Here is a 25,900-nt window from a genome sequence, read left to right as displayed (position 1 = left end):
TTGAATGTCGAAAAAATTTATAATTCTATTAGGTTAGCCAATTGGATCCTACTCACCAGCGTTGTTTCGGTATCTTTTATGGAGTCGGTTGTGTAAATATGGTCAATCCACTCGGCCAATTCCGAATCACCACGAGACATGATACCGTGTGAAACGATGAGACTCACTTTGCCCGAATTACGCTGTTTAAGCTCTTTAGCTACCCCGATAAAGGTCGCTCCTCCATCACAGATGTCATCAATAATGAAACAATCTTTACCACCAAGGTCGTCCTGATCTACCGTAATCTGTTTAATCCGCCCGTTGCTTACATCACGTACTTTATTGCATAATACGATATCGTTGGTATAATTTAACGTCTCAGCTAGCTTATATATCTTTTTCAATGCACCTGCATCGGGAGAAACGAGCAAATAATCTTCACGACCATTTAACACTACCTCTACCAGCTTATGATTGCTGATCAGCTCACAGTTATCAAGCAAAGCCAATGAAACTTCCGAATGCACATCAAACACATATACTTTTTCAAAACCGCAGCTGTTGATCAGGTTACAGATCACTTTGATAGACAATGGTTCGCCACTAACCATAACCCGGTCCTGACGGGCATAAGGCAGATAAGGAATAAATACACTCATGGTCTTACAGCCGCTTCTGCGTAAAGCATCTACTGCCAGCAAAAGCTTCATCACCTCATTCGAATCGTTAAGTCTTGTGGAGATCAGAACCTCATCTGCACTGCCTTGTAATTTGATGTGGACCTCGCCCCCACTAAATAAAAAGCTCTTACTCTCTATCTCTTCTGTTGAAGATGAAAAGGGGTTGAATCCGGTTGATAAGTTTAATGTTTTCATAGATATTTGTGTTACAATGACACAAATTAAATACTTATATTTTTCTTATCCAAATTAATTTGTGTTTATTTTACACAAATTAAATCTACATGAGCTTATTTAAATCAAAACCATTGATTTTCAATTGATTGTATTTATCACTATCAAATGAATAAAGTTTACCAGGACGGCCGGCTGTCACCGCTGGCGCTTTTTCATCCAGCTCGATCACCAAACCCAGGGACATCATTTTGCGTTTAAAATTACGGCGATCAATCTCACGTCCCAACAATAAGGAATAAAGGTGCTCCAGGTCAGAGAAAAGGAATTTACGATCAAGCAGTTCAAAACCAATGGGCTCATAAGTAATTTTTGCTCTTAGCCGTGCTATAGCTTTTTCTACAATATCTTTATGATCAAATGCCAGTACAGGCAGCTCATATATGTTAAACCAGGCAGCCTCAGCAGCATCGGTAGAAGCAAAAAGACTAAAATCAGCAGACTTCACCAAACCAAAATAAGAAACAGAAACAATACGCATCCGTGGATCACGGTCCGGCTTTCCAAAAGTAAACAGCTGCTCGAGATAGTTTATGGATATACCGGCCTCTTCTCTCAGCTCGCGCTCCACAGCCTCTTCAAGCGTTTCCTGATCCAGTACAAATCCTCCCGGCAAGGCCCATTCATTTTTAAATGGATCTATCTTTCGTTTAATTAACAAAACAGAAATACCATTCTCTTGATTGTACCCAAAAACAATGGCATCAACAGTAACTTTAATATCTTGTTTTATTTCGAAATTAGATTTATTCATTTGAATAGTTGGCTTCACGCAAATGTATAGATTTAATAAAGAAGTGGTGTAATTACGTTAAATCTACTTCGTTAAGAATACAAATCCTATCATATGCTTTACCCGGACTCATCGATATAAAATTACGCAGAATAACTTTAATAAACCCACACACGACATCGATCAAGAATCCGGGAATGACATTAAAAACAAACTGGGTGCTTCTCGAACCATTTCTTGTCTGATTTATTAATACTTCACTATCCTTTATATCTTCTGATTTTTCGTTTGAAGATAATAACCTATGATAATAAAAAGTATTTATATTGGCTCCATGCTAATTTGCTACACAGTGTGTAGCAAATCTTATCATCACGATATGTCAGATAAAACTGGCGAAAGTTTCTCAAGTTTGCATATGAAAAACCTCTACCAAACTCAGTTGTCAATGCTTTAGAAAGCTCCTTTAAAATCCCTTCTCCATAAACGGCACGATCTTCCCCATGTTGTTCCTGCTCAATAATACGTTTGCCTATTAGCCAATAGGCCTCAACCATGGCTGTATTAACTGCATTAAAAGCATTTTGACGCGCTGAAGCCAATATTCCTCTGATCTCATCAATATAAGTAGTCATAAATCAAACTTATCGAAAATTAACCAAGCACTGGTAATCTTATAGGCAAACAAAATGTAGGAAATAAGTTATTACAGTGTTTCTCATCTTTTAGAAGCAGAACAACATCTTTTAAATGGCTTTAAATCAAAAAAGCCGTTCTTCTTATCGAAAAACGGCTTTCTGTTTGGTGGTCGCTAGTGCACAAATCTCGAACTTTTTCCTATCTGATTTAGCTTTAATGGCCGATTTTTTTGAAAAATATTCTATTGGCAAAATCAACAATGGATATGATAAATAATAATTTTAAAAGTTATCAGATGCTAAGTATCATTGTCGCTCTTATGCCAAGTTGATGACGCATAATCAGCTTGGTTAGTATTAGAAATGGGTGTTCGGTTATTTTCAGTTCCTGGTACAAAAACAGCTTCATGTTGCAATGACAAATTGATTAGATCTGCAGAAACAGGTATACCTAAAGCTATTCTAATTTTGATAAGCATAAGCCCAACGTCGATAATTTGGTTTAGCCAGAGGGCAGCTTCTTCCAGCGTTACAACAAATGATGGAGGGTCAAAGTGCATGAGATGGTTCCTTAGTTTTCTCAAGTTTTCAAAGCTCGGGAACTCTCCTTCAACGTTGGGATTATTTCCAGTAATTTGATAAATCCATTTAAATTTATCTTTCATTCTTCTGCCATGGCGCTCTCCTAGCTTATCCTTTGAGAAATTCCAACCTGGTAAAGGATCAAATTCAGCTTTAATATACAGTTGTGTAAAACCTATTTCCACTAGAGAAATTACGTTACTTATCAGATTTCTGAGATCGAATACCCAATCATCTGATAGTGCATTTGCAGAATTCTCTATCAATCCTGTTCGATCTTTAATAATACGTTGTATAAGTTGAGGTTGAAATGAAGTATATAGTCGCCCTTCCCTTTGAAGTTGTGGCTTTATTGGATAATTTTGTCCGTAATAGTTTTGCAAATCGCCACTAGCCATCCCAAACACACCTGTTTGATCTGACATATGAAAATTTTGCCTTACTTCCATAGTTCCATCCATCCAGTCACAATGATGATCCATAAGACCAAATTTTTCAGGAAAAAAACCGTTTTCTTCCCTAATTGATCTGGAGATAATATTATAATTTAATGGTTTAGTTGGTTTTCCTTTGAAGGGCCCTTCATTATAACTAACGGTTACTTCGTTTTTAAATGCCCTCCACTTTTTTACACTCAAATTTTGTCCCAAATATTGATTTGACACCAATTGAGCGGTATAAGTAATTAATCCAACTTTAGGTTTTTTGGAAGATGTAATAAAAATGTGATCTGGTGCTACATTATTGAAATTAATATCGACCGCTATATTCATGAGATTCGTTGATGATACACAAGATAGATTTTTTTTAGGAAACCAAGTTGAATTTATTTTCACCAAATTAGTCAGTAATATATTGCACTTTATTAGTTCGCTCACTCTACAATAGTATAAACAACCTCTCACATAATTTCGGGAGGCGTTACAGGTAGATAGGTATTATCGCCTCTACATGAAATTCTGGGTAAATATGATTTTTGATATTATATTGCCCTAATAATTATTACTTACTTAAATTTAATATGGCAAAAGATTGGTACAGATTTCAAGAAGACATTAAAACATTATTCTTTGATCTGGGTTGTGACGCTCAAACTAACATGAAGATGAAGGGCGTTCGAACAAGCCATGATATTGATGTTCTGGTTCGCAGTAAATACCTTGGTCAGCCAATACAATGGATCATTGAGGCTAAACACTGGAATAAAAAAGTAAGCAAATTGCATGTGCTTGCATTGAGAACAATTGTAGAAGATACCGGGACAGATAAAGGCTTCATTGTCTCTCAGAAGGGTTTTCAATCTGGAGCGTTTGAAGCGGCTGAAACTTCTAACATTCAACTTTTGACATTTGAAGAATTAATAAAATTAACCAAAGATATTTTCCATAAAGACATATTGAAAACCTACGCAAGGAGATTGAATTACATTGTGAATCGTTACTATAGCCATGATAAGATAATTAGGATTAAGTATGGCCTAAGACACGATATGTATGACTATGATGTAAAATTTAGCGTATATTATATTTTGATGGCATCAGCTAGAGTAATAGGAATGGCTCTTGAAAACAGGTATCCGATCGATTTAGAAACCTATCAGGACGAGAAATTTGGGGAACTTACGGCAACGAATTTCTATCAATCTATTAATTGGCTGAACCTTAACCTTATTATTGCAGAAGAAAGAATATTGGAAGCCGAAGTGAGCATGCAACGAAATAATGAATTCGCCCCTAAATTGTTCCATATGAAACTTGAAGTGAACCCTCATATGAAAATATTCGAAAGCTTAGCCAGACGCCCTCTGATGGGCTAATTATCTAACAAACTGGAAGCTACATTTGCACACGTTATAACGCTTTATGAAAAAACGCATACTAATAATCCTTATATCTTATATTGTCTCAATTATAGCCTTTGCAGGAGCCTATTGGTTCTTTTGGATGTCCAACACAAGTTGTTTCATGGTGAACGATGAATACAACCGGCATACAATTGGCCTAAAGTTTCACCCCAATGACCTACCGCCATCCTTTAAAAACGATGAAGAGCCCTCAATAAAAGACATCAATAATAGAATTGGTAATCTTTTTGGTACGGTTGACTCATTAGAAAAACTAAAGGTCAAGAATGACGTCGCTACTCAAAAATTTGCAAAAGAAAATCTATTTCTAAATGATGAGCTATGGAAAAGTCACACCGTAAATCTTGAAAAAACAATTAGAAAAAATACCTCTGAGATCAGGATAAAGATGGACAGACTAAATACGGAGATAAATGGTCTAAAGCTACAATCGTCCATAAATCCAGAAGACAAATATGCCGTTACTGCGGCGAATTTGAACCTTAAGCTAGCGGTTCTTCGCCTTGAAGAAGCCAAAATAATTGCTGAAGCGCACAACAAATCTTTCAAAACTTACTTTGACAAAGACCTATATCAAAAAAATATATTAGCTGCCGATTCGGGTCATGTATTTTACTTAAAAAATTCAACTATATTGGAAGCAATTCAAAAAAAAAAAGGAGAAATTCTTGACGCTACCATTGATTTCCACTTTCATAGGAATCAACGATTAAACCTCCTTGACTTTTTGTATTTCAGTGCTGGTGCAGCTACTTCATCCAACTTTGGGGATATCGTACCAAATTCCACATGGGTCAGATTACTTGTGTTTTGTCAGATTGTATCCAGCATTATCGTTTTTGGACTTTTGGTGAATGCAGCTATTAAAGAGCTTGAGCCCTGATGAAAGATGATTAATTGGCTAAAGAAGTTCGGGATGTTCTCTTCTATAATTATCTATTATATTTCACATTTCAAGCGTAGCCGCTTTACAGTACGCAAGTATTTCCAGTTTTAACTGTTCATAGAAAACACATTGGGATTTCTAAATTTAGAAAACCATTTCAAGGTCTGAGGTTCAAATTCAGGATAAAAATTTGGCTTATGTCTCTGGATCTCCAGAATTTTTGGGAGATCTCTTTTCCATGCCTTTAAGAATGATCTTCGGTCACTTTTTGTCGCCCATTCCACTGTTCTTTGATTTCTTAGCTGCTCCTCGGTCGGTTTACGAGCCCTGATAACCTTAACTTTATCAGGTTTGGGTGTTGGAAGGTCGCCGCCCAGCTTCTGATTGATTTCCCTTAACAGTTCTATAATCAGGTCTAATTTTTCATCCAATTTCATTTTCTAAAGCATAAATGGAACATGATGTTAAAGATAAGGATAGTTCAATTATAGATATTTTGTAATTTCGATATTAGGAAATTTGGACTTGAATTCTAGTTATTTATCTTATGGAACAGCAAATACTTGAGGAGTTAAAAGAACTAAAAGCTGCAGTGGTACAACTGGCTGGAGCCGCAAACCTGCCAAAAGCCGATCAATTATCTGCTGCTACACTTAATAAGGTAGCAAAAGAGTTTCAGAAGCTAAAAAAAACAAGCGATGAGTGGCTCTCTGAGGATGAACTTTACAAGTATTTTAAAGATACGCATTACGGTACAGGTAAATTTATCCGGGAACAATTTGCCTTCTCCAATTATTTCAAACACGGCAGAACACATTATTACAACAAAACAGATATTCTGGCCCTGGCAAAAGAACTTAAGGAAAGAAATGTCAATCTGGCCAGATACATCAAGTTAAAAGAAGAAGAGGAAGGTTTAAAAAAACGGATTGCCTCCGCTGCTTTGAACAAAAAGGCCAGCAAGAAAAAGAAATCCTATGAAATACCGGATGAAGTGCGAGACATCAACGTTTCAGATTACCCCAAACCCTCAGTTGAGGTCATTAAAGAAGACCTCAAAAATCTCCAGGAAGAGTTTTTCAAATATAACCTGGGAGAATACATTGACATTTACAGGGGCAACTACGCCATGGTAAAATATGATCATTCCCTGAAAAGATACATCAGCAACGAAATTCAGCACCGGTGCAAAAAATGGTGTGAGAATTTCAACTACGCGAACCATGCTTTGGAGTTGCTCAACCAAAAAAGAGTTGATTTTATCCCGGTCAAAGAAGACGATATGATCCAGTTATGAGTTACTCCTGCGTCTTCTGACCTCTATCTTTAAGACCTCAGATTCCAAGTACATTGCCTTTTTCCGTCCTTTGACCAATTGAGGTTTTACCAGCCCGTCATTGATTGCCTTTAGAAATACCGCGGTGCTCGCTCCAGTCATTTTCAATGCACCCTCCTTGGTTAGCAATTGATCCTGTTGCAGTGCAATTTTCAACTCTTCCCTGATCATGGTACGCAACTTATCCATAAATTCATCGACCGAGATCGCATTTAGCAATAGTGTTTCCATAGCTAATTCAATTTGATATACCTAAAGATAACCTTCAATCCAATCTTTATCAAACGTCCGATCATTTTTATGGTTAATCCATCACACACCGCTCATTTTACAAGCCGTTATTTTTAAGGTCTCTATTCTACAATGGAGACTCAAACATCTCATCGACATCGATTTGAAATGGAGTAACGAGGAAGAGCACTGAATCTGCTACTAAGGAAGCCCAAGAAGCTACTGCTCATTCAGAAATATTGGGGTGTCACAATTGGTGAGCGCCCAGTCTGTCCAGAACTTGAGCCACCTCAGACGTTCGAAGTGGAAATTTTCCTCGCTCAGAGAATCTATTGCCTTGACTGAAAAGACAAAAGGGTACCTTTCCACGTAAGCAGCACATGCCGCGTCAATAACTTCCTTATGTGCTTGAGTTAACGGAAATACCCCATCTGCACCGTTCAACAGCCCCATTTCCTTATCAAAAAAGAAATTGTAAAGACCTACCTCCTCTGCGAAGATCTCCCAAATGGAATAGGAAGGCATCCTGACATTAGTATGGTCGGTCAACTCACCAAATGCGGGAGCTTCCTTTAGAAAAACTTTTTCACAATCGATCTGATCCATTCTACGTTCATTGTCATAGCGCCTAACAGCCTGTCCTATTTTCAAAGTATACCCCATATTCAAATCTATAAAACCTAACTCAAACCGACAGTTGAAAAACGAAACATTTTTCCAACATGGGCAACTAAAAACAAAAGCCACCCTGCTAAAGCTTCAGTTTTTTGTTCTTCTTCAAAAAGATCAGTACATTTTTTAGGTTGTGTTAATTTTTGAGGCAAAGAGCCGCAGCATTGAAAAGATCAATTGCCTCATATTTTTAGGATTGTAATAGAATTATATTATAAATCAGGTGGTTTCATCCTCTGTTGATAATACTCCTCTGAGTCCTGAATATAAACGTTTACCAAAGCAATAACTTCCTGCACTGTTAAGTCAGTTTCCCCTTCTCCATTTGTAAAATAAGTGGTCGGATCGGGTAAACCAATATCAGTTTTCAATAATTGAAATTTCGGATACCCTGCTGTGGGATTCGGGAAAAGTAATTGAATGATCACCCCGTCATATTCTGCAACTGCGGTTTCAAACAAATCAATTTCCTCTGTCATTTCTTCAAATTGCACTAAGGTTTGTAAGTTGATTTGCGTTAAGGCTATTTTCGCCAATTCTGTTCTAAAACTCATGATCTATATTTTTAGTTCATACTCATTTATAATTTGCGCTATGAACCACCTTCGGTTCTAGGATTTGAATTAATCCCAACAATTTTTCGACTGCACTTATCGATCAGCCTGCCACAGGAATTACAGCGATACAATCCATCCCAGTTTGAACCTATGTCTGGCTCCATATCATTCCCATCCAGATCACAACTCGAAAACCCTTCCCTCTCTGCGTGATTGCCACAGACACAAATCCAGGCATCAGTATTGTCTCCGCCGTAGAAAATGTACTCCTGTTTACAGTGCTCGCGATAGGATCCCAGTTTCTTATTATTACCCGGGATGACCTTTAAAAAATGTAGCAGGGTGATCAGATCACGGTGGTTGATCTCCAGATCTTCAATAAAATGATACAGGTTTTTAGCATCCATATCATGGAAAGATGTTTCCAGCATCACAAAGCTGCCCTCCAGATATATCGCATCCACATAAGGCCGGACTTCTTCATAAAAAGGCTTATACTCAAATTCTGTAAGCTGAACCTTCCGCCCTATGCGCCTGAGTTCTTCTGCGATACTATTTAATATATCCTGCTCAAATTCCGCCAGCACAGCATCCAGTACCAGCAATCCTTTAACATTCATGACCTATTTGATTTAAGTTTAACACCCGGTTATTTATAAAGCAGTTCCACCGCCAGCTTAAACTTTTCGTCGGTACAGACCCGCGATGCATATTGGATAATGCCTCTGTTCACAAATGCAACCGTATAGCTGAAACACAACTGGTCAGCGAACACGTGGCAGCTTTTCGCCAACTGATCCCGGTGTTTTTCAATCAGCAGATCAGTTTGTAAAGCCAGGTTCAGCCAGGCATCAAACGTAAAATACTCTTGCCCCCAGTTCTTCCGGTGCTGCTCCCGGTTGTCTGACAAATCCTTACAGGATTGCTGTAGGTAATTTAAAAGCGTTGGTATTTCTTTGGGAAAAAGGCGGTGCAAGGTCCTCGCCTTCTCGGTACTGGTCAATTGATTTAAAGGTTTCATGATCAAAAATTTAGAATGAACAATGCAGGGGGAGAGCGTATTTCCCCTGGTGATTAATTAATTGAACCCGCACCAGACTGGGCGAATTCCAAACACAGGTTAAAAGCAGTTTGGGAACGCTGCGCTCCTATCCCTTCCATGATGCATTTGAACTTAGTTTCGTCATCCTTGTAATTGCGGACATTCTGGAAATATCCGGTTACGGCATTATAAGCACCATACAATGTCCCCCTGGTACTTTCGTCCTGCTGGGTCGGACTGGAAAGCGCATATTCCATCACGTTACTGACCACATTGTTATACATGGTCGAAAGCTGGTCTTGCTGATCCGAGTGCAAATGCTGAAGCGTCTCCTTATTCGGCGCCATGGCAATCTGCACCAGACGCTTCACCAAATTGTCAGTAATGGGAATCCTGGCCCAGTGGTTAAATACCTCCTCCAGTTCATTTGCCAATAAATTACTGATTCCCACTAACTGGTGCGCCTGCTTTAAACGATCCTGCGCACTGGAAGTATGTCTGATCTTGATACAGTTGGTGTGGTGCTTTAATGCAGCGTTAAGCGTATTCTGGCAAACTACACGGATCGGGGTAAAAGCAGCCATAATGCTACCGTAACCATCATGAGAAGTGGTCAAAAACAAGTACTTTTCAATACAGTCCTCCCTACCGACACGGATATAATCCGGAAGCTTCGCCGTAATAAAAATCCGCTCACCCTTCCCCAGTGCCCCGGCGGTCTCATACAAAACTCCGTCACCCCCACCGACAATACTGTCAAAAAAAGAAAAAGCATCAATATTCTGCACAATAGTATAATCCTTACCCACCAACCCCAGCACATCCTCTGTATCGGTGCGCACATTAGCGAAATAATCAGGAACTAGAATATCCGGCTGGATCTGGTCAAAATAATCATCAGCATCCGGATTGCGGAACTGCGCCAGATCCGCCCCGTTTAAAGTAAACAGCGGCCTTTTCTCCACCGTATAGTCTAAACCCGCATGAATAATCGCCTCCGCACTCGTCGGATAATCTTCAATAACCTGCCCAAGTTTATGCCATGCTTTTTCCTTCACTGTAAAAAAGCTGTATTTATCTGTCTGCTCGTTATAATTTAAATGATGTGCCATAATGGTAATTGTTAAAATTTGAATAATAAATAATTGCTGTACTGGAATCTGCGGCCTGTGCATTCTGCCAATTGCTGCGCCCGGTGGGCTCCTGTTGTTTTTTTGCTTCATGGTTTGATCTCTTTAGAAAAATCAGTCGGCAGCGGCCTCCTGGCTTTTTGATAAGCACCCGCACCTAAACCAATTCCATAGCAATGCAAGACTTTTCAGGAAAAAAAACCTCGCGAGCGCAGCGAGCAGGGAAGATTTTTTCCTGAAAACCCGCAGGGTTCAGTCTTGAAGGCTAGGGAATTGTTGAGACCTTTGCCTGCAAAAAGCAGGGTGGAAATTTTAACCGGTCATCAACAACCATAAACAACAGATAAACTAATTGGCCACGTAAACACCGGTAGCAATCTTGATTCGCTTTAGCATGATCTCTTTGGCATATGCACGTTTGCCCAGCTCCATTGCAGCTATGATGCTACTGGATTTCGCCAGCCCCATGCCACTGAACCTGCATAATTCCTTGTGCGATAAAGAACCAAGCTTTCGGATCTCCCCATCAATACTTTCCAATATCCGGGCAGAAAGATCCACAGCCGTCTCATTCGGAGTTCCCGAATGGATCAGAATCGCAAGGAGTTCAGCATCCTCCATAGCTGACACACCATGATTGAAAAGCTTTTCCCTCGGCCGGAACTCCGGATCCCAGCTTTTAATCCCATGTTCCCGCTCCTGTTGTTTTTCATGAAAAAGATCTTTAGTCGTTTTGTTCTGCTCCTTATGATAAGCAGCACTTTGAAACAGTGAAGAAAATGCCTGAACCAAAAAATAAAAGTCTTCTTCAAAGACAATTACCCGGTTACGGACATAAGAACCATCTTGTTGTAAATCACTTCTGGTTATCTGAATATAGTTGCTGTTGTTCTCGGCAACCTTAAAATCAAGAAAGTAATGCTTATTCGAACTGGAGAAAGTTTCAGATACTATGGTCTTGTTTTTCATAACATGTTGTGTTGATCCAGTACAAATCTGAGGAGCAAAAACAAACCATACAGCATAAAAAATCACCTTATCTGATCTTACAAATCAAAAACTGCTAAGCACTATAGGTAACCGTTACCAAAAACATTTATCCGATAATTTTTGTTATACCGAATCAACTCTATCCAGATGGAAACAAAAATAAAGCAGGTCACCAACTGTGGCTATTGTGAAAAGCAACTACATGGCAGGAAAGGGAAATTGTTCTGCGACGTCAACTGCAAAAACAATTTCAACAGCCGCATTCGGGCCAGATCCCGCGAGCAGGAAAACGAACTCTTCCCCATTCCGATAAAGAAAATAAAAAATAACCACCGGATACTATCCAAATATTATCTTGCCAGACTTCAAAAAGACAAGGAAATCACAGTTAAAAAAGAGGAACTATGGGAATTAGGATTTGACCATAGATATTGCACAGGTGCTACGCTAGAGAGCAACCGTAATCTATGGAAATGCTGTTTTGATTTTTGCTGGAAGGAAGAAATGAACTGGCTGACACTACGATTTGATCCTGAAATGAATACAAAGTATTCATACTAATCAGAAACACTGGAACTTAAAGAAGCCTAATATGGATCAAATGAACGTATCAAAGTATGCGTCAAATACATCTTTTTATTTATTCATCTCCTGTTTCCCTTAGATTAAATAACTCAGTAAGCTCGTTTAATATCTTCAGCTTATCAGTCCTATAAAGCCCCTCCTGCCCCGCGACAAACCGGTCAAAAGAAATCATTGCGTTCATGTAGTTTTCCGTTGAGCGAAAGGCAGCGTATTTCTCCATCCGCTTTTTGAATTGTTTATAATAAGCATCAATCATCCTTTTCAACAGACTGCGGTCTTTTCGGAGCAAGCTTATATTCTCCACGAAAAAGTCAGCGCTGATCATCGTAACCGGTTTGATTTCTTTGAAACTAAGACGATGCGCATCAAGTAGCGGTTTTGCACTCACATTAATGTAATCGTTCACCGCGTTTTTATCTAAATGAGGGTCAGTATAAATTATCACCGGATAAATCGTCAATTTTTTCTGTGGACATCGAAGCTCATAAAGGTTATCTATATCAGTACCGATATATTCAATATTGCGAACTAGCTGTTTTACACCTTTTTTATCTCGGGAAAAATTTAAATCTAGAAATTCCTGGAAATCAGCAACACTCTTTTGGGCCATTACATTGTAATGCAGAGCAGATGCCTTGATCTCGAACAAAAATACATCCTTCTCATTTAAAATTATGGCGATATCAGGGAGATTCTTGTCCTCTGTAAACAGCACACGATTTCCTGTTTTGTGTAGCTGCAGGAAGAGCGTTCTCAGCAAATACTTCTCAACATACTCCTTGCCCAGATACGAAAAATATCCATTCGGACTGGTGACACCCGGAAATAACACTCTGATCTCGGGGATAGTATATAAGAAATATGACCAGATCTTATCTGTGATGAGTGCAAAATCAGAGAAATCAATAAGATACATGTCGCCCTCAGAATTTCTGAAGAATGGGTGACTAACCAGCATACCCACATCAAACTTATCGGGATCAATAGACTTTACATCAATGACCAAACCCGCATCGATAAGAATTTGATAGGTTCTATCGTCACGATCAATAGAGATCAATCCATTTTTTGCCTGCGTAGCAGACAAATATACATTGAGTAAGATCACTAAAATCTCCAACGGGATGGTTACTCCGGTTTTTTCCTGGAGTATCCGTTCAAAAATTTTATACCGATCTTCCAATTTAGTCTTTAAAAACTTATCAAAAATCAGATGCTTTGGTATAGCAGTTCTGGTATAATCAACCTCATTCACCCCACTGATATCCTGCATTAATAATAGCCCCCACACCACTTGATGGTCATCCGGCTTAGGCTCCAGTGTGCCTTCGTAATGGTATTCATTATATATCATCAATACATCAAAAATAGCCTGTTCAAGCTTAGCGGAGTTCATGCTTTCCTTTGGATCGTTGAGTTTAATTATTTTAAAGAGATCTGTTACTATTTTACTAATCACCACCCCATGAGTGAGTACAAATGGATGCGCCTTGTTTGTTAGAAATGAGATTGCACGGGTAGACTTATTGGTGCCGAGCCGTAATATCAATGCCTGAATAACAGGATGTGTAACGTCTGTTGGCGCCTTTTTGTTAACAGCGTTTCTAAGCAGGATGAACATAACAACAACCCTTTCTAAATCGAAGTCCATCAGCTTATCCAGTGATACCGGAGGCACCACTTTCGTCTGATAAAAACTAGAATAATTCAGTACCGGAAATATGTTGGTTTTTACATTCATGAAATCAAGATAGCACTTATGATTTGAATTTTGCATGTATTGACTCACTAGAAGTCGCCCAAAATATCAAACACCTACCCGGGTGTAAGAAGAAAGAAAAACAATAAACGCACATAACCGAATACAACCTCCGGGACGGATAATTACTGATGTGATTGTCTGATTAACCTTCTGCTAACGAATTGTTTTTACAGGAATATTTGCGATGTTTGATCTGGTGCCAAATTACAAAGCACAAGTAATTAATCAGGTATGGCTGATAAGCAGGATTTCGTCTTAAACGATGGCACAAGCGGTAATGAATTGACCCGCAACAACCATTATGTTCCACAATGGTATCAAAAAGGGTTTGCTGTTGGCTCAACTCAGCTTCATTACCTTGACATGAATCCAGAACAAAGGACGTTACCCAACGGCAAGATTATAAGCTTTAATGAGCGGAAGACCTTACCACCATCCCAATGTTTCTTTGAATATGACTTATACACCACCTTCTTTGGTCCGTTTATGAGTGATCTGGTTGAAAGAAAATTGTTTGGTAAGATTGACGATGAGGGGTCACGTGCGGTAAGGGCCTTTATTGATGGAAGCGAACTTGAACGGCACGATCGCTTTATGGATTTCTTCAATTACATTGATGCACAAAAAATGCGCACTCCTAAAGGGCTGAATTGGCTTAAAGACCGTTATGCAGACCTTGACCAACTTCATTTGATGATAGAAATGCAGAAAGTACAGAAAATGCATTGTACAATCTGGCTGGAAGGTGTTCGTGAAATAGTGTCAGCGGAAAAATCTGAGATTAAATTTATTGTTTCTGATCACCCTGTTACAATCTATAATTATGCTTGTCCGCCCGGATCAACCCAATGTTTGTATCCCAATGATCCCTCTATTGCTTTTAAGGCCTCGCAAACTATATTTCCATTAGATAAAGATCATTGTCTGCTGTTAACTAATTATGAATATGCAAGTAACCCAGATCTGACAGACCCAATAACAAAACGCACCAATGCTCGCAACTTTGCAGATACCCTTGTTCATACAGGCGCCTTCTTAAGGGATCGTCAGCTCGATGAAAAACAAGTTCAGGAAATAAACTTTGTGATTAAACAGCGGGCACGCCGCTATCTGGCAGCTGCAGAAAAAGAGTGGTTATATCCGGAGAGGAATACAAACCTGAGTTGGCAAAGCGTTCAACAAACATTGTTGCCACCTAGCAATAAAATATATAAGTTCGGAGGAGAAATGTTCGTCGGTTTCAAAGACGGCCGGATCCACTCCCAAGATGCTTTTGGCCGGACATCAAAAGCGCATACCGATTTTGAAAAGGTATTGCCAAGTAAAGAACCTAGACCTAATGATTTTTGTCCTTGCGGACAAGGCAGGAAGTATAAAAGGTGCTGTAAGGATAAAGAATCATCACAGAGACCAACTTGGGATGTACTCAGCATCCGAGAGAGAAACATGATGCTTTATGCTGGTATGTCTGATATCTTAGGATTTTCAAAAGGGAAAAACTGGGATGATTTGCGAAAGGAGCTTAGTGATGATCAGGTCAAGAATATCCACAAGCTATATGGAGCGCTTTGGCCAATCGATACCGATATCATCAGCTTGCTACCAAAACCTGATGGACATATCCGTGCAGTTTATACTGGCGTGGTTGACCCACGAGTCATCACCAGATATGCGACAGGAGGAACATTATATTTCGATGAATTGATCATTCAAAATCCTTTCCTTAACCCATCTGGAATGAACCCTGAGTATAGTCCTGTTGATCACCCTTCCATGTACAGACAGCAGACACTTAAAAACATAGCATTATTTTATAAGCTATATCCTTTCATTCAAACAGGTAAAATAAATTTCATTCCCAATCTCAGTACCTTCAATAGGCATCTCCACTCGCAGCTTAACGATATTGCGGAGCAGCGGCACAAAGAGGATTTTGATATTGATGAACGGGAAATAGAACTATTTGGTCAACTCAATGAAGAAGACCATAAACGAACGTTGTGGGGCCTGTCTGAAGATCAGCAACGCCAACAAATAAAACATGCTATGCCAAAGGCTAGTGAGGTTTTAGTAGACGGAGTTCTTAAGCGCTGGCAAGAAATGCGAAATGATGATCCCCTGGCATTATTGCAGAACGACCTTTTTAGTAATGGGGGGCAAATGTCAATAATGAACATGGCGCCCGGTTTTGAAATGGCGTTATTTCTGGCCAAGGCCACTGGTGGCTTTGTCTTCACCGACAGCCCTACACGATGGAAAGAAATGATCCGGGCGCAGCATACAGAGGGGCTCGTGGTGACTACTCAATGGAACGAACTTATTGCATGCATTCAACAAACGGATTTCCCATTTAATCTGGATGACGAAGCAAGTATTAGCTTGTTGGGAACAGGGAAATTTGGAAAAATGCGCCAGTTATGGCAAAACATTTTCACCGCGATCCAATCCACCAAACCTGAAGATGTAAAAAAAATAAGTGAGCAGTTAAAAGTCCAGATTGTAAGTGCCACTGAGGCTGCGCAAAAAGATATGTCCATGCTAGCAACTTCAATTCCTGAGGACATGAATGCATCCTACCCTTTTAACGCCCGCTTCGCCTGCATTGTTCCGAACGGGGGCATAGAAAGCAACAATGCACTGAGGCTTCTGGTAACATGTGGCGTAGATCATCACGTAAAAAGTGTACCAATGGCAATTTTCGCCTACATACCGGATACACCGGACTAGGTCCCAACTATTGTCGAACAACCACATTAAGCACAACTAGTACATGATCCATAATTTAGTATATTCGCTTATCAAAATTATTGGGGGTTAAAGTTGGTGTAGCTCTTTTACTTCACTGGGCCTTTGGGGTGGTGTTTGGTATCATTCTCCATGAAATACTGGAATTAGGATTTAAACATTATAAACAAAGAATTATGACGGTAGAATTTAAAACTATTGGAAGAAAAATCTGGTGTGGGGCCTTAGCGGAGATGTTGGTTACGAAATACCACCCCATGATAGTTCATTGAAGGGTAGACCAAAGCGGCACAGGTTTCCCAAAATGCGGGCTGAGGGGTTCGATTCCCCTCTCTCCACCAACCATAGACATCGTATTATATTTTATTCAAAGTTTCTATTCCTCTAGTCTCTCTTTTTTTATACCAAAGCGGGAATTTCAGAAATGTATTAAAACGGTTAAGCTCAAACTCTAGGAATTTGCGTAATCAACATATCATAATAATTGGTGCGCATATCATTTGAGCAAGTAATTAGAGAAAATCTAGCAATATTAGAATCGAATTTATCAATATGATCTTCTATTAAATGATCCTCTACCAAATGAGAGGTAACCGCCAACACAAAGTGAATATTCTTGGAAAATAAATTTACAAATTCCATTTCCGTCAAACCATTTACGCTACGTTCTTTTGCGATCAATCTTGAATAGATTTTTTGAAGAAATTCATTGCTTTCTCCTCCTTTAGCCTCATACAAACGTTTAGCAGAAATCAAAATTTGGTTTGTCAATTCCCGAACTTTGGACGTAAACCCATATTTAACGTGAATCAAATAAATATTAATGTCATCATAAAATAAAACATCACATAATTCTACTCCGTCGACAATTATAGTATCAATCACAATGTAGTTGGGAAGGGGGTCATATTTCATGTTGTATTCGCCTTCCGTCCGAATCGTAGCTTTATTCCAGGGTAAATGCAAAATTCCGGGAGGAGTTTTAAACGCTTTAAAGATTCGCTCGGCTGTATCTTTTAAATCCTTTATAAAAACGTCTTTTAATCGATACCATTTTGTATCTATCAAAAACATAGAGTCACCATCGACAGTTAACTCAGCACTGATGTGGTAAAGAAAAGTTGAACCAGCGGTACGCTTTGCTCCGTTATAACTAACGACGCGAACACCTCTTAGATAGTTCTTAAGTTTAAATCTGTCATACCCACAAACTGACACAGCTTCTTCTATAACTCGCTTATAAATCTCACTCTTATCTGTTACAGTTGCGAATAAACGATGTGATTCAGCTGTTTTTTCCTTGAGTTGATACTCTTCAGCTTCGTAAAATTTTTCAATATCATTGGGATTGCAAAAATCGAATTCAAATCTATTTAAAGGGCTCTTATCTGTTCCCATAATATATGGGATGTGGTTATAAACTTTTTCAAACAAAGCTTCCTTCAAGGTATTTTCAATGTAGATTTTATCTTTGATCTCAATATACGAACTTAAGTGATCGGTTGAGTCCATTTCTAGAACAGAGCAAATGTCTTTGACTATTAAATGGAGTGTATCGAAGTCTACCTGTTTACGGATTTTAAAACCTTTCCCAACGGTGATTTGCAGGCGTTCTGCTACCTTATCGACCAATATTCGAAAATAGACAACTGAGGACTTTTCGGATAACTTTACGTGTAACTCCTGAGGAACCTTGCCGAACTTAATGTAGTTCACAAATCGATAATCCTCCCGAAATTGCTCGTTCATACCAATTCGTTGACCGGTTATTCCTCTAGATTTAATGGACGTTAATTCATCGTCATCCACCTCAATAATCCTGTCGTAGGCACTGAGGCCAAACGAATGATCAATGAATGGACTTATTAGTTGAAAAATATTTCCGCCAATTATCACGAATAGATGAAACTCTGTTTCAATAAAAAGAATTAGTGATATTTTTTGCTGGACAAAATTAGTTTGATCCTTTAATTCAGCAGGCAAAAATTTAGCCCAGTCTGATTCCTTATCATCGGTATTAAATAGATATAAATAGTATGTGATTCCGTCCTTAGTAAAAGTGTTAATATTTGGCATGTCAGCAGAAGGTTCAATCCCTGCCTTTTCAGCTGAATAACGGACAATGTGGTGAACAATACCTAAGGTAGTAGTTAGGTCTTTTAGCCGCCAGTGCTTTTTATCTACTATAAAAAAATTTGGTTGGATTTTCATACTGATCGCGTTTTAAGGAATTGCCTATAGTAGAATGAATTTACCTCTGGCTTACTCAAAAGTAATTTTTCAACCTGTAATTAGCAAACTACATTCTCACTTCAAAAAATCATGCGTCAGGATGCATAGGGTGTGTAATCTACGATAAAAATTCATTGGAATATCTGAATCATCACCTTTGCTTAAATGTATAAACACTTTTATCGACGAAGTCTAATATCAGTGGTTCGTACAGAATCTGACAAATAGATATTTGATCAAACCAACTTTACCGTAGTTTTAAACAAAAATGCGCTTCAACCCAGATACGTTTTTGAACTGAGAATGGAAATTACAACTGGTTTTGAGTACGGGCTATTTCCCTTCCAATATAGTCGATTACATCCTGATCAAGCAAAAGATTCTGATGACCGGAACTTTCATCGTATTCATACACAGGAAATCCTCTTGGTTGCAGTTCATCGGCAGTAACTGCTTCCCAGTTTTCTCCATTGCTGCCTATAAAAATTTCCCCAAGCAATGCGCCATGATAAATGATCTTATAATTCCCCCCTTCCTGCGGGTGGATATTCAGGTCAACCTGACTTCCTCCAGGCCGAATAATAATGTTAAATGGATCCATGGATTTTAATCTTAGGTTATACACCAACAACCCGCTAACAAAAAAGTTTTCTCACTTATAAACGCAAGCGTTAGCGGCTGTGACCTCAACTAGGCGGGACTAATATTCAAATACTTCGTCAGGCCAATACACCGCATCTTCATTCACAAAATATTACAGGTAATTGCTAACTTAGCTTAGCGAGCGTGAAAATTAAATTCAGCTTGAATGGAAATTCAATATGCAAAACGATGTTGTAAGGAATAAATTATCTAAGAAGATAGGGGCTTTAAGTCTTGATAAAGATGACTTGAGAAAGCTTTTGGATATTTTGCAACAGCGAGCCAAAACTGCCAGCGAAATTGAGTATAAGCGGTTTGAAGAAAAAAAAGTTGAAAATTTAGAACAGGTGAAACATAATGTGGAGATATGTTCTATGTTAAAAATCACCATTGTTGGCTTCAAAAGCGAGGAATTATTCGGAACTATTGAAGATGTATTCGGTTCTGTTTCTTTTCCGGACAGCGTAAAAACCATTTACGTGAATAGTGACGTTGTTTACCGAGCTAATTTCAATTACTACCCGAGTAATCATTTTCAATTATACATCGATTTTTCAAAACCTAAAGTCTTTGATTTTTCCTTTCAACCAAGCGACCGAACACCAAACGATTCAGAATTTATTGTTCAGGGAGACGAAAGCATGTGGGTAAATGGGGTATTCCACGAAATTGATGCATTTGTAAAAGACCGGCCCTCTAAGGCCCCCAAAATTCATCGAGGCAGTGTGTATGATATTTTGGTTTGGCTGGTTGGACTTCCATTAGGTTTTTATATCTGCAATAAATACGAGCTGTCGCCCTTTGTAGCTTCTCAGGAAAGCTCCTTCCTGAATAACCTGGCAATGACGTATTTTTTCTTCTTAAGCTTATTCCTGTTGAGAGTCTTATTCCATTATTTTAGATGGGTATACCCAATGATTGAATATAAGAGTAAAAGGGACCGGTCTGCAGCGCATCAGGCTGCCGTATTGTCTATTACTTTAGGTATTCTTGGAAAAGTCCTGTATGACGTTTTTCAAATTTTCCTTAAGTAGGGAAAAGAGCGAATAGCAACAACCTACGTTGTGCACCTCCATTTTATTGTACATAACCCGCAACTAACTTTCCTATTTGTTCCGATTCAGCTTGCCGTTCCTGTGGAATAGACAACACAGATGTCCGTTTAGTAGATTTGGGAACAAAGCTTATCATTGGTAAATGCTATATTTAAAAATCTTAACGCTACATTAATGAAAAAGATAATAGAATATCTCCCATTACTCTCAATCTGCCTGATCTATTTTGGTTTTTGTAACCTATACGCTTACTACAAGGAGTTCAGTGTTGATATTTATGTTTACATCACAACAACCGAAATAATCATGGCTTTTTTCCCCACTATTGTTTTTGTTAGCAGTATCCTCAGCACCACGTTGATCCAGGAATTTGTAGGCAAGCCAGTTGTTGTGGTCAAATCCGAAACGGAAGACCAGGTTTTAGATTCGCCATCGAAGATCAACAAGTTTTTTAGTTGGCTATTTCAATCGTTCCTCACCTGGCTGATCGTCATTTTTGTACTGCAGTTTTTAATTCGGTGGTTGATGAGGCGTTATTTCGATTATCAGACTTATGACTTTCAAGATTTTAACCTATTCGCCTCAGCATTTATGCTTATCGCCCTCCTTTGGTTTGTTGCCTCAACAGGCCGAATGGAAATTATAAGAAAAAACACCGTTGTAGTTGTTGTTAGTATCGTTTGCTATATTGGCTTACAAATCAGCAATTACAGGAAACTTGACGCAGATCGGATCAAATCAGGAATAGCACAAAGACATATGAGTTTTAATTATCATTCAAGGCAGATTTCCACAAGCAAAGAACTGATGTATATCGGGCAAACTACCGGAAACCTATTCCTATATGACCGTAAAAATGCGAGAACATTGGTCTACAAAACTTCTGACATTGATTCACTGATAATCAAAAACTAAAGCAATGGTTAATAACCTACTCGTGCAACAACTAAACCCTAGTGGCTACTTGTGCTTATCTACCTTAATTAGTATCCAGTCTTTTAAATTCTTTAATTGAAACCTGCCTTAAAAAGTCCTCGTATTCGGTAATAAGTTCCAGTAACTTAACAACTATCCCAAACATATGTTCCATATCCGGGGCTTCCAAATCGCGTCGTCCAGCCAAGGATACAGTGCTTTCCAGTACATTAGCATACTTTAAAATATCATGAGCAAACGATCGTACACTTCCATCTAGATAGTTTATTTTATTTGCGTTTCGCCTATAATAACTAATGAAATCTTCCAGACACGCCGATAGAAATTGATAATTCGCGAACTCTGATACTTGAATTGTTTTTTCCAGTTCTACCCTAATTCTATAAACTTCATTTAACAGTTCATCATTATATCCGATTTGAGCTTTTTTAAGCATCATAAATAATTCGGATTTTTGCTTGAACTTTTCTAGTTCAATAGCATTTACCTGGTTCTTTTTACGCTCCCTTTCTTTAACCCAATATTGGAAAATACCAAATATTGCACCGAGTGCTCCTGTGGCGTAAGCTGCCGCAACTTCATTGGAAACGTTAGTAAATATTTGAAGGATAAAAAATGTCATATGCTATTAGCTTATTCTCGTCTTAATATACATATGAAAATCGATAAATTATCCAATTCCACGGATAACTGCTAATTTAGGAGGATGGAATACAATCAACGTATCATTTTGTTTTTGGATTTGCTAGGCTTTCGAGCAATTGTAAACAAAACGGTTGACCCGAATTTTCTAAGCCAGATCTACGAAGTGTTGCAAAGTATCACTTCTGATACCATTGCTACTGAAACGTTCAATCAGTTACACCGTGAAATTTCACCAAAAAGAAGGCTTAAAGGAGAGGATTTGTACGGGCTTCAAGATTCTTTAGACGAAATTTCTGAGCATTACAAAAAATTGGCAAGGGAAAGTAAAATACAATCCACTCTTGCTGTTACCCATTTTTCAGACAGTATCGTCATCTCAGTTGACATAGAAGACCTTACCGCTATTAAGGCTTTGATGACCTTGACTGCCAAAATAAATTATCGCCTATGGGAAGATCATGGAATTTTAACTCGAGGAGGTATAACTATCGGACAATTGATTCACGAAGAAGGCGGCGTACTTATTGGGCCTGCGATGGTAAGGGCATATGAACTTGAATCTACACTCGCTAAAAACCCTCGAATCTTGATCGATGAAAACTGCATCGATTTTATAAAAAAGGAAGAATTCTATCAGGACTTAAAATTTCTTTTTAAGGATGTAGGGGCTCTTGAGAACATACCCAAGCGGTCGAAACTATCTAAAGGACTGGAAATCAATCTGGCCACTAGCTACGAATATCTCCAGAATGGCCCTTATTCCTATACTCCTACAGTAATGAAACGTTATGATCGATCACTACAAAAAGCTGTTCCGCGTCTCAAAGAAATTTGTGAAACCATTCAAGATGAAGATGTGAAAAAAAAATATAATTACATCATTGGTGAATTGGAAGCATATACTAAAGGTTACAGTTTTTGGGATGAACGTTAGCCAATTCTGGTATTTAGAATAAGAAACGTGGAAGTATCATGCCGATATTTCCCAGTCATATGAAATAACGATATTTTATATCAATAGGTTGCACAGGTGAGTTTATTAGTTAAACGTTCAGATAATTTGAAAGATAGATACGTTGGAATTCATTACAAGACACCAAAAAAATCCGTTGATAGTAGCAATATTGTTCCATTATGAACAACCTGTGCCCAACACATTAAGGTTGTTAGCAATAATTAATATATAGTTGCTGCAGCAAATCGATTGGTCTACATTAGTTACAGAAAAAATGAAAAAGGGTAGTAATAAATTTTGTTAGACAAAATCCGATTTAGGGCTCGTTTCGCAAAACACCAATTAATTTATTTGCTGTTCTTTTTTCTGTAACCTCTTTAAGGATATCTGAAGCCCTTGAACAACATGATGGTCAAGTGAGAAAAACACGAGACACAAAAAAACCCTGCCTAAAAAAGACAGGGTTCATTTCCCAAAACATTTGTTATTTATTTAGCGCTGTTTTTCTTTTCAGTCACTTCAGTACGGATCTCCTGAGCCAGTACCTTTAAATCCTGCATGGCTTTACGAACGCGCGTTCCGGCAGCACCGTTACCATTTTCATAGAATTTAGCTGCATCAGCTTCTACCTGTGCTACCAGTTCCTTCACTTTTTGGAATTTCTCCATAATTTTTGCTCTTTTTTATGTTAATGAATAGTTAGTTACAAATTGATTGCGAATATAAAATTTATCTGGAAAGTTCCTGCCCCGCAGAAACACCCCGCTGCATATTATTCGACACAGACAGCGTTCTTTCCCTGGATGCCTCTTTCAAAAACTCTTCCCGCTTCTCCGGTTTCCCGTTCTCCGCATAGAAATTCAGTTTACCATACCTGACCGCAGCTTCAATAAAAACCTTCGCCACTTGTCCGTCTTTAACCACCGTTACCATAGGCTTATTGCCATTCTTGATAGCGACTTCAAGTTTCTCTCTTTTCGCCGGGTCTTCCAATTCCTTGATCTGGTAAGCGTCAAGGACTTTCTGAACATCAAAACCATAGGAAGGATCTCCGTACTGGCGAAAGGTAAGGTTATTTTGCCTGTCCCTTGGCTTCTCGTTATCCAGCTGCATCCAGGCTTTGTAGGGAATCCCCTCCCTGCTGAGCAGGTCATCCCGGAAAACCGAACGCCCTTCCATTAAATTCACCGCCTGTTCAGCGGTAAAGCCTTTACCCTGATCCAGCCAGAAAGTCTGTGGCAAAGACTGTGCATAATAAGTTTGTTTAAATTCCTTGGACACATAATTCACTTTACCATTTTCCATATTGGCCAGCATCACCTTAGCAGATGGATCTTTTCCCACAGCAAGTTCTGCATGAGCTTCCATTTTCCTGAAATGGGAGATCGCTTCTGAAACGTTCTCAAACGCCTTAAACGGTTTCTTAGCCCCTTCCTGTGCTGCTGGAGTGATGACCATATATTTCTGCCCTTCCGCCAGCGGCTTATCGTTATTCATGGCAGCATCGTAACGGCCCAGATAATAATAATCGGATTTAGCAGACTGTTTAAAATGCAGGGTAAGGTCTAACCTACCCTTTGCGGCAGGCAAGCTGTCATACAATTTAAAATCAGGCACATTGCTGCGCATGCGTTCCTGCATGAGTGTAATGAGCTTCTCGCTAAAGCCCAAAGCTTTCATTTCCTGTTCTAAGTTCTCTAAGTTATTTAAATTCATGATCGTAGGTTCTATTTATCGATAAGACTTCTGTTGTTTATTGTTGCGCAGCAAGACGGGATATCCCGCCTTCAGCTTTACCTTAATCCGTTTGACCTGTCTACTAAACAGTGACTTGGCTGCATTAATCCCAGCTCCAGCCGCCTGTATACCCAGCGACTGATCCATACTCAAAAACTGCATGTTTTGTACCGCACTGTTCGCCCCGGAATTGACTCCATCCAGGATCACCGCTTCCGGCGCATTGATCCCGATCATGGCATCTTTCTGGTCAAAAACCGACAGGTCTACCGGGATGATAGAAGTACCCAGACGGATGTTACGGATCACCGGGATCAGCCGCTGGTTGGATAAACCCGCGGTACCATAAATGAGTTGTCCCTTGGGGATCAGCTGCCCGCCAATCCGCATGGTATCCAGCAGTTTCAGTTTAACCACCGAACCCTGGGTTACTTTCTGATTTCCTTCCACAATCGCCGGAATCGCTTTAAACAAGCTGTCAGGCACAACAGGAACATCAACATACTTCTCTTTCGCCCGCTCCGGATGCTGGATGTCAATGATTTTCTCCAGCATAGAACTCAGCTGCGCCATTTCCGGATCATCACCCACAGGTTCCTGCATGGTCTTCATCAGCCCCTCCAGGCGGTCTACATCATTTTTCAGGTTCGCAGCTTCCTTCTTATAAACAGGAATCGGAACTGGTGCCGCAGGTTTACTCAGCTCTTTGTTCAGCAGATCCAGCTTCTCATCAATTGCACTGGTCTGCGGTTCCAGTACCCTGCCCCGAAAACCCAGTTTCTGCGCAGCAGCCATTAAACCGTTTTCAGCCACCTTAGCAGAGTCACGTTCCGCCTGTGCATAAAACCCCATTTTATCCGTGGGATCCGCCTTTTTCAAGCGCGCATCCGGTAAACTGGCATTGATACCGCTGACAGGCACTCCGGCACCTTGATCAGCGCCCTTGCCACCATCCAGGGCATAAAAGCCCAAGGCTAAAAAAGGCAAGACCAATACCGGAAGCATCAGCAATAACTTTCGTTTGTCTTTTGATTTTGTGTTCATCATAT

27 protein-coding genes are annotated in these 25,900 nt (G+C 39.2%); 8 read left to right on the top strand and 19 right to left on the bottom strand.

Going from position 1 to position 25,900, the window contains the following annotated elements; translation table 11 throughout:
• Nucleotides 1-17 precede the first annotated feature (17 nt).
• The 4 genes from prs to IM797_RS11820 form a co-directional block, all read right to left on the bottom strand.
• On the bottom strand, nucleotides 18-857 hold the full coding sequence (prs, locus tag IM797_RS11835) for a ribose-phosphate diphosphokinase (RefSeq protein ID WP_194127342.1): 840 nt from the start codon (nucleotides 855-857) through the stop codon (nucleotides 18-20).
• Nucleotides 858-942: 85 nt separating this feature from the next.
• Nucleotides 943-1,650 carry an NUDIX domain-containing protein gene (locus tag IM797_RS11830; RefSeq protein WP_194127341.1) on the bottom strand — a complete coding sequence of 236 codons (708 nt, stop codon included), beginning with the start codon at nucleotides 1,648-1,650 and terminating at the stop codon, nucleotides 943-945.
• A gap of 281 nt (nucleotides 1,651-1,931) precedes the next feature.
• Nucleotides 1,932-2,264 carry a DUF1016 N-terminal domain-containing protein gene (locus tag IM797_RS11825; protein ID WP_194127340.1) on the bottom strand — a complete coding sequence of 111 codons (333 nt, stop codon included), beginning with the start codon at nucleotides 2,262-2,264 and terminating at the stop codon, nucleotides 1,932-1,934.
• Nucleotides 2,265-2,566: 302 nt separating this feature from the next.
• A complete protein-coding gene (locus IM797_RS11820; protein ID WP_194127339.1) occupies nucleotides 2,567-3,622 on the bottom strand; it encodes a hypothetical protein in 1,056 nt (351 codons plus the stop codon).
• A gap of 248 nt (nucleotides 3,623-3,870) precedes the next feature.
• Here IM797_RS11820 and IM797_RS11815 point away from each other — a divergent pair, with 248 nt between their 5' ends.
• Together IM797_RS11815 and IM797_RS11810 are read left to right on the top strand one after the other, a co-directional pair.
• Nucleotides 3,871-4,665, top strand: coding sequence for a restriction endonuclease (locus IM797_RS11815; RefSeq protein ID WP_194127338.1), 795 nt, complete (start codon nucleotides 3,871-3,873; stop codon nucleotides 4,663-4,665).
• Nucleotides 4,666-4,813: 148 nt separating this feature from the next.
• On the top strand, nucleotides 4,814-5,596 hold the full coding sequence (locus tag IM797_RS11810; protein ID WP_194127337.1) for a potassium channel family protein: 783 nt from the start codon (nucleotides 4,814-4,816) through the stop codon (nucleotides 5,594-5,596).
• Nucleotides 5,597-5,706: 110 nt separating this feature from the next.
• Here IM797_RS11810 and IM797_RS11805 read toward each other — a convergent pair whose 3' ends face one another.
• Entirely contained in the window at nucleotides 5,707-6,036 is a 330-nt protein-coding gene (locus tag IM797_RS11805) for a hypothetical protein (RefSeq protein WP_194127336.1), read from the bottom strand.
• 110 nt (nucleotides 6,037-6,146) lie between these two features.
• Between IM797_RS11805 and IM797_RS11800 the strand changes: the two genes are divergently transcribed.
• On the top strand, nucleotides 6,147-6,896 hold the full coding sequence (locus IM797_RS11800; RefSeq protein ID WP_194127335.1) for a hypothetical protein: 750 nt from the start codon (nucleotides 6,147-6,149) through the stop codon (nucleotides 6,894-6,896).
• Here IM797_RS11800 and IM797_RS11795 read toward each other — a convergent pair.
• The 7 genes from IM797_RS11795 to IM797_RS11765 form a co-directional block, all read right to left on the bottom strand.
• Complete coding sequence (locus tag IM797_RS11795; protein WP_194127334.1) at nucleotides 6,891-7,166, bottom strand: hypothetical protein; 276 nt, start codon at nucleotides 7,164-7,166, stop codon at nucleotides 6,891-6,893. The genes IM797_RS11800 and IM797_RS11795 overlap by 6 nt on opposite strands.
• A 219-nt stretch (nucleotides 7,167-7,385) precedes the next feature.
• Entirely contained in the window at nucleotides 7,386-7,829 is a 444-nt protein-coding gene (locus IM797_RS11790) for a hypothetical protein (protein WP_194127333.1), read from the bottom strand.
• 221 nt (nucleotides 7,830-8,050) lie between these two features.
• A complete protein-coding gene (locus IM797_RS11785; protein WP_194127332.1) occupies nucleotides 8,051-8,392 on the bottom strand; it encodes a hypothetical protein in 342 nt (113 codons plus the stop codon).
• A gap of 38 nt (nucleotides 8,393-8,430) precedes the next feature.
• Nucleotides 8,431-9,015 (bottom strand): hypothetical protein, encoded by a 585-nt coding sequence (locus tag IM797_RS11780; RefSeq protein WP_194127331.1) that lies wholly within the window; start codon nucleotides 9,013-9,015, stop codon nucleotides 8,431-8,433.
• A 29-nt stretch (nucleotides 9,016-9,044) separates the two neighbouring features.
• The gene (locus tag IM797_RS11775) at nucleotides 9,045-9,416 is read right to left on the bottom strand and encodes a hypothetical protein (RefSeq protein ID WP_194127330.1); all 372 of its coding nucleotides are present in this window, start codon (nucleotides 9,414-9,416) and stop codon (nucleotides 9,045-9,047) included.
• Nucleotides 9,417-9,469: 53 nt separating this feature from the next.
• Nucleotides 9,470-10,549, bottom strand: coding sequence for a DUF932 domain-containing protein (locus IM797_RS11770; RefSeq protein ID WP_194127628.1), 1,080 nt, complete (start codon nucleotides 10,547-10,549; stop codon nucleotides 9,470-9,472).
• Nucleotides 10,550-10,915: 366 nt separating this feature from the next.
• A complete protein-coding gene (locus IM797_RS11765) occupies nucleotides 10,916-11,536 on the bottom strand; it encodes a UPF0758 domain-containing protein (RefSeq protein ID WP_194127329.1) in 621 nt (206 codons plus the stop codon).
• Nucleotides 11,537-11,704: 168 nt separating this feature from the next.
• Here IM797_RS11765 and IM797_RS11760 point away from each other — a divergent pair, with 168 nt between their 5' ends.
• Nucleotides 11,705-12,118 (top strand): hypothetical protein, encoded by a 414-nt coding sequence (locus IM797_RS11760; RefSeq protein ID WP_194127328.1) that lies wholly within the window; start codon nucleotides 11,705-11,707, stop codon nucleotides 12,116-12,118.
• Between the two features lie 79 nt (nucleotides 12,119-12,197).
• On the opposite strand, the gene IM797_RS11755 is transcribed toward IM797_RS11760, so the two are convergent.
• Complete coding sequence (locus IM797_RS11755) at nucleotides 12,198-13,883, bottom strand: hypothetical protein (RefSeq protein ID WP_194127327.1); 1,686 nt, start codon at nucleotides 13,881-13,883, stop codon at nucleotides 12,198-12,200.
• A gap of 252 nt (nucleotides 13,884-14,135) precedes the next feature.
• Between IM797_RS11755 and IM797_RS11750 the strand changes: the two genes are divergently transcribed.
• Nucleotides 14,136-16,631 (top strand): DUF4238 domain-containing protein, encoded by a 2,496-nt coding sequence (locus IM797_RS11750; protein WP_194127326.1) that lies wholly within the window; start codon nucleotides 14,136-14,138, stop codon nucleotides 16,629-16,631.
• Between the two features lie 462 nt (nucleotides 16,632-17,093).
• On the opposite strand, the gene IM797_RS11745 is transcribed toward IM797_RS11750, so the two are convergent.
• Both IM797_RS11745 and IM797_RS11740 read right to left on the bottom strand, forming a co-directional pair.
• Nucleotides 17,094-18,860: a DUF6119 family protein gene (locus IM797_RS11745; protein ID WP_194127325.1), complete on the bottom strand. Its 1,767-nt coding sequence runs from the start codon at nucleotides 18,858-18,860 to the stop codon at nucleotides 17,094-17,096.
• 331 nt (nucleotides 18,861-19,191) lie between these two features.
• Entirely contained in the window at nucleotides 19,192-19,482 is a 291-nt protein-coding gene (locus IM797_RS11740; protein WP_194127324.1) for a hypothetical protein, read from the bottom strand.
• Nucleotides 19,483-19,702: 220 nt separating this feature from the next.
• On the opposite strand from IM797_RS11740, the gene IM797_RS11735 reads away from it, so the two are divergent.
• Nucleotides 19,703-20,557, top strand: a complete 855-nt coding sequence (locus tag IM797_RS11735; protein ID WP_194127323.1) for a hypothetical protein — start codon at nucleotides 19,703-19,705, stop codon at nucleotides 20,555-20,557.
• A gap of 195 nt (nucleotides 20,558-20,752) precedes the next feature.
• Entirely contained in the window at nucleotides 20,753-21,493 is a 741-nt protein-coding gene (locus IM797_RS11730) for a hypothetical protein (protein WP_194127322.1), read from the top strand.
• Between the two features lie 64 nt (nucleotides 21,494-21,557).
• Here the strand turns inward: IM797_RS11730 and IM797_RS11725 are convergent, their stop codons facing one another.
• Nucleotides 21,558-22,136, bottom strand: a complete 579-nt coding sequence (locus IM797_RS11725; RefSeq protein WP_194127321.1) for a hypothetical protein — start codon at nucleotides 22,134-22,136, stop codon at nucleotides 21,558-21,560.
• A gap of 84 nt (nucleotides 22,137-22,220) precedes the next feature.
• On the opposite strand from IM797_RS11725, the gene IM797_RS11720 reads away from it, so the two are divergent.
• Nucleotides 22,221-23,093: a hypothetical protein gene (locus IM797_RS11720; RefSeq protein WP_194127320.1), complete on the top strand. Its 873-nt coding sequence runs from the start codon at nucleotides 22,221-22,223 to the stop codon at nucleotides 23,091-23,093.
• Nucleotides 23,094-23,602: 509 nt separating this feature from the next.
• Here the strand turns inward: IM797_RS11720 and IM797_RS11715 are convergent.
• From IM797_RS11715 to traM, 3 genes are all read right to left on the bottom strand, one after another.
• Entirely contained in the window at nucleotides 23,603-23,782 is a 180-nt protein-coding gene (locus IM797_RS11715; protein WP_194127319.1) for a histone H1, read from the bottom strand.
• 61 nt (nucleotides 23,783-23,843) lie between these two features.
• A complete protein-coding gene (locus tag IM797_RS11710) occupies nucleotides 23,844-24,830 on the bottom strand; it encodes a hypothetical protein (RefSeq protein ID WP_194127318.1) in 987 nt (328 codons plus the stop codon).
• 15 nt (nucleotides 24,831-24,845) lie between these two features.
• Nucleotides 24,846-25,898, bottom strand: a complete 1,053-nt coding sequence (gene traM, locus IM797_RS11705; protein WP_228098821.1) for a conjugative transposon protein TraM — start codon at nucleotides 25,896-25,898, stop codon at nucleotides 24,846-24,848.
• Nucleotides 25,899-25,900: the final 2 nt, after the last annotated feature.

Origin of the sequence: Pedobacter sp. MC2016-24, from assembly GCF_015223055.1 — a bacterium.
In the GTDB taxonomy this organism is placed as follows: Bacteria; Bacteroidota; Bacteroidia; order Sphingobacteriales; family Sphingobacteriaceae; genus Pedobacter.
Note: the sequence above shows the minus strand (reverse complement) of the source record. Positions and strands in the feature narration are given on the sequence as shown.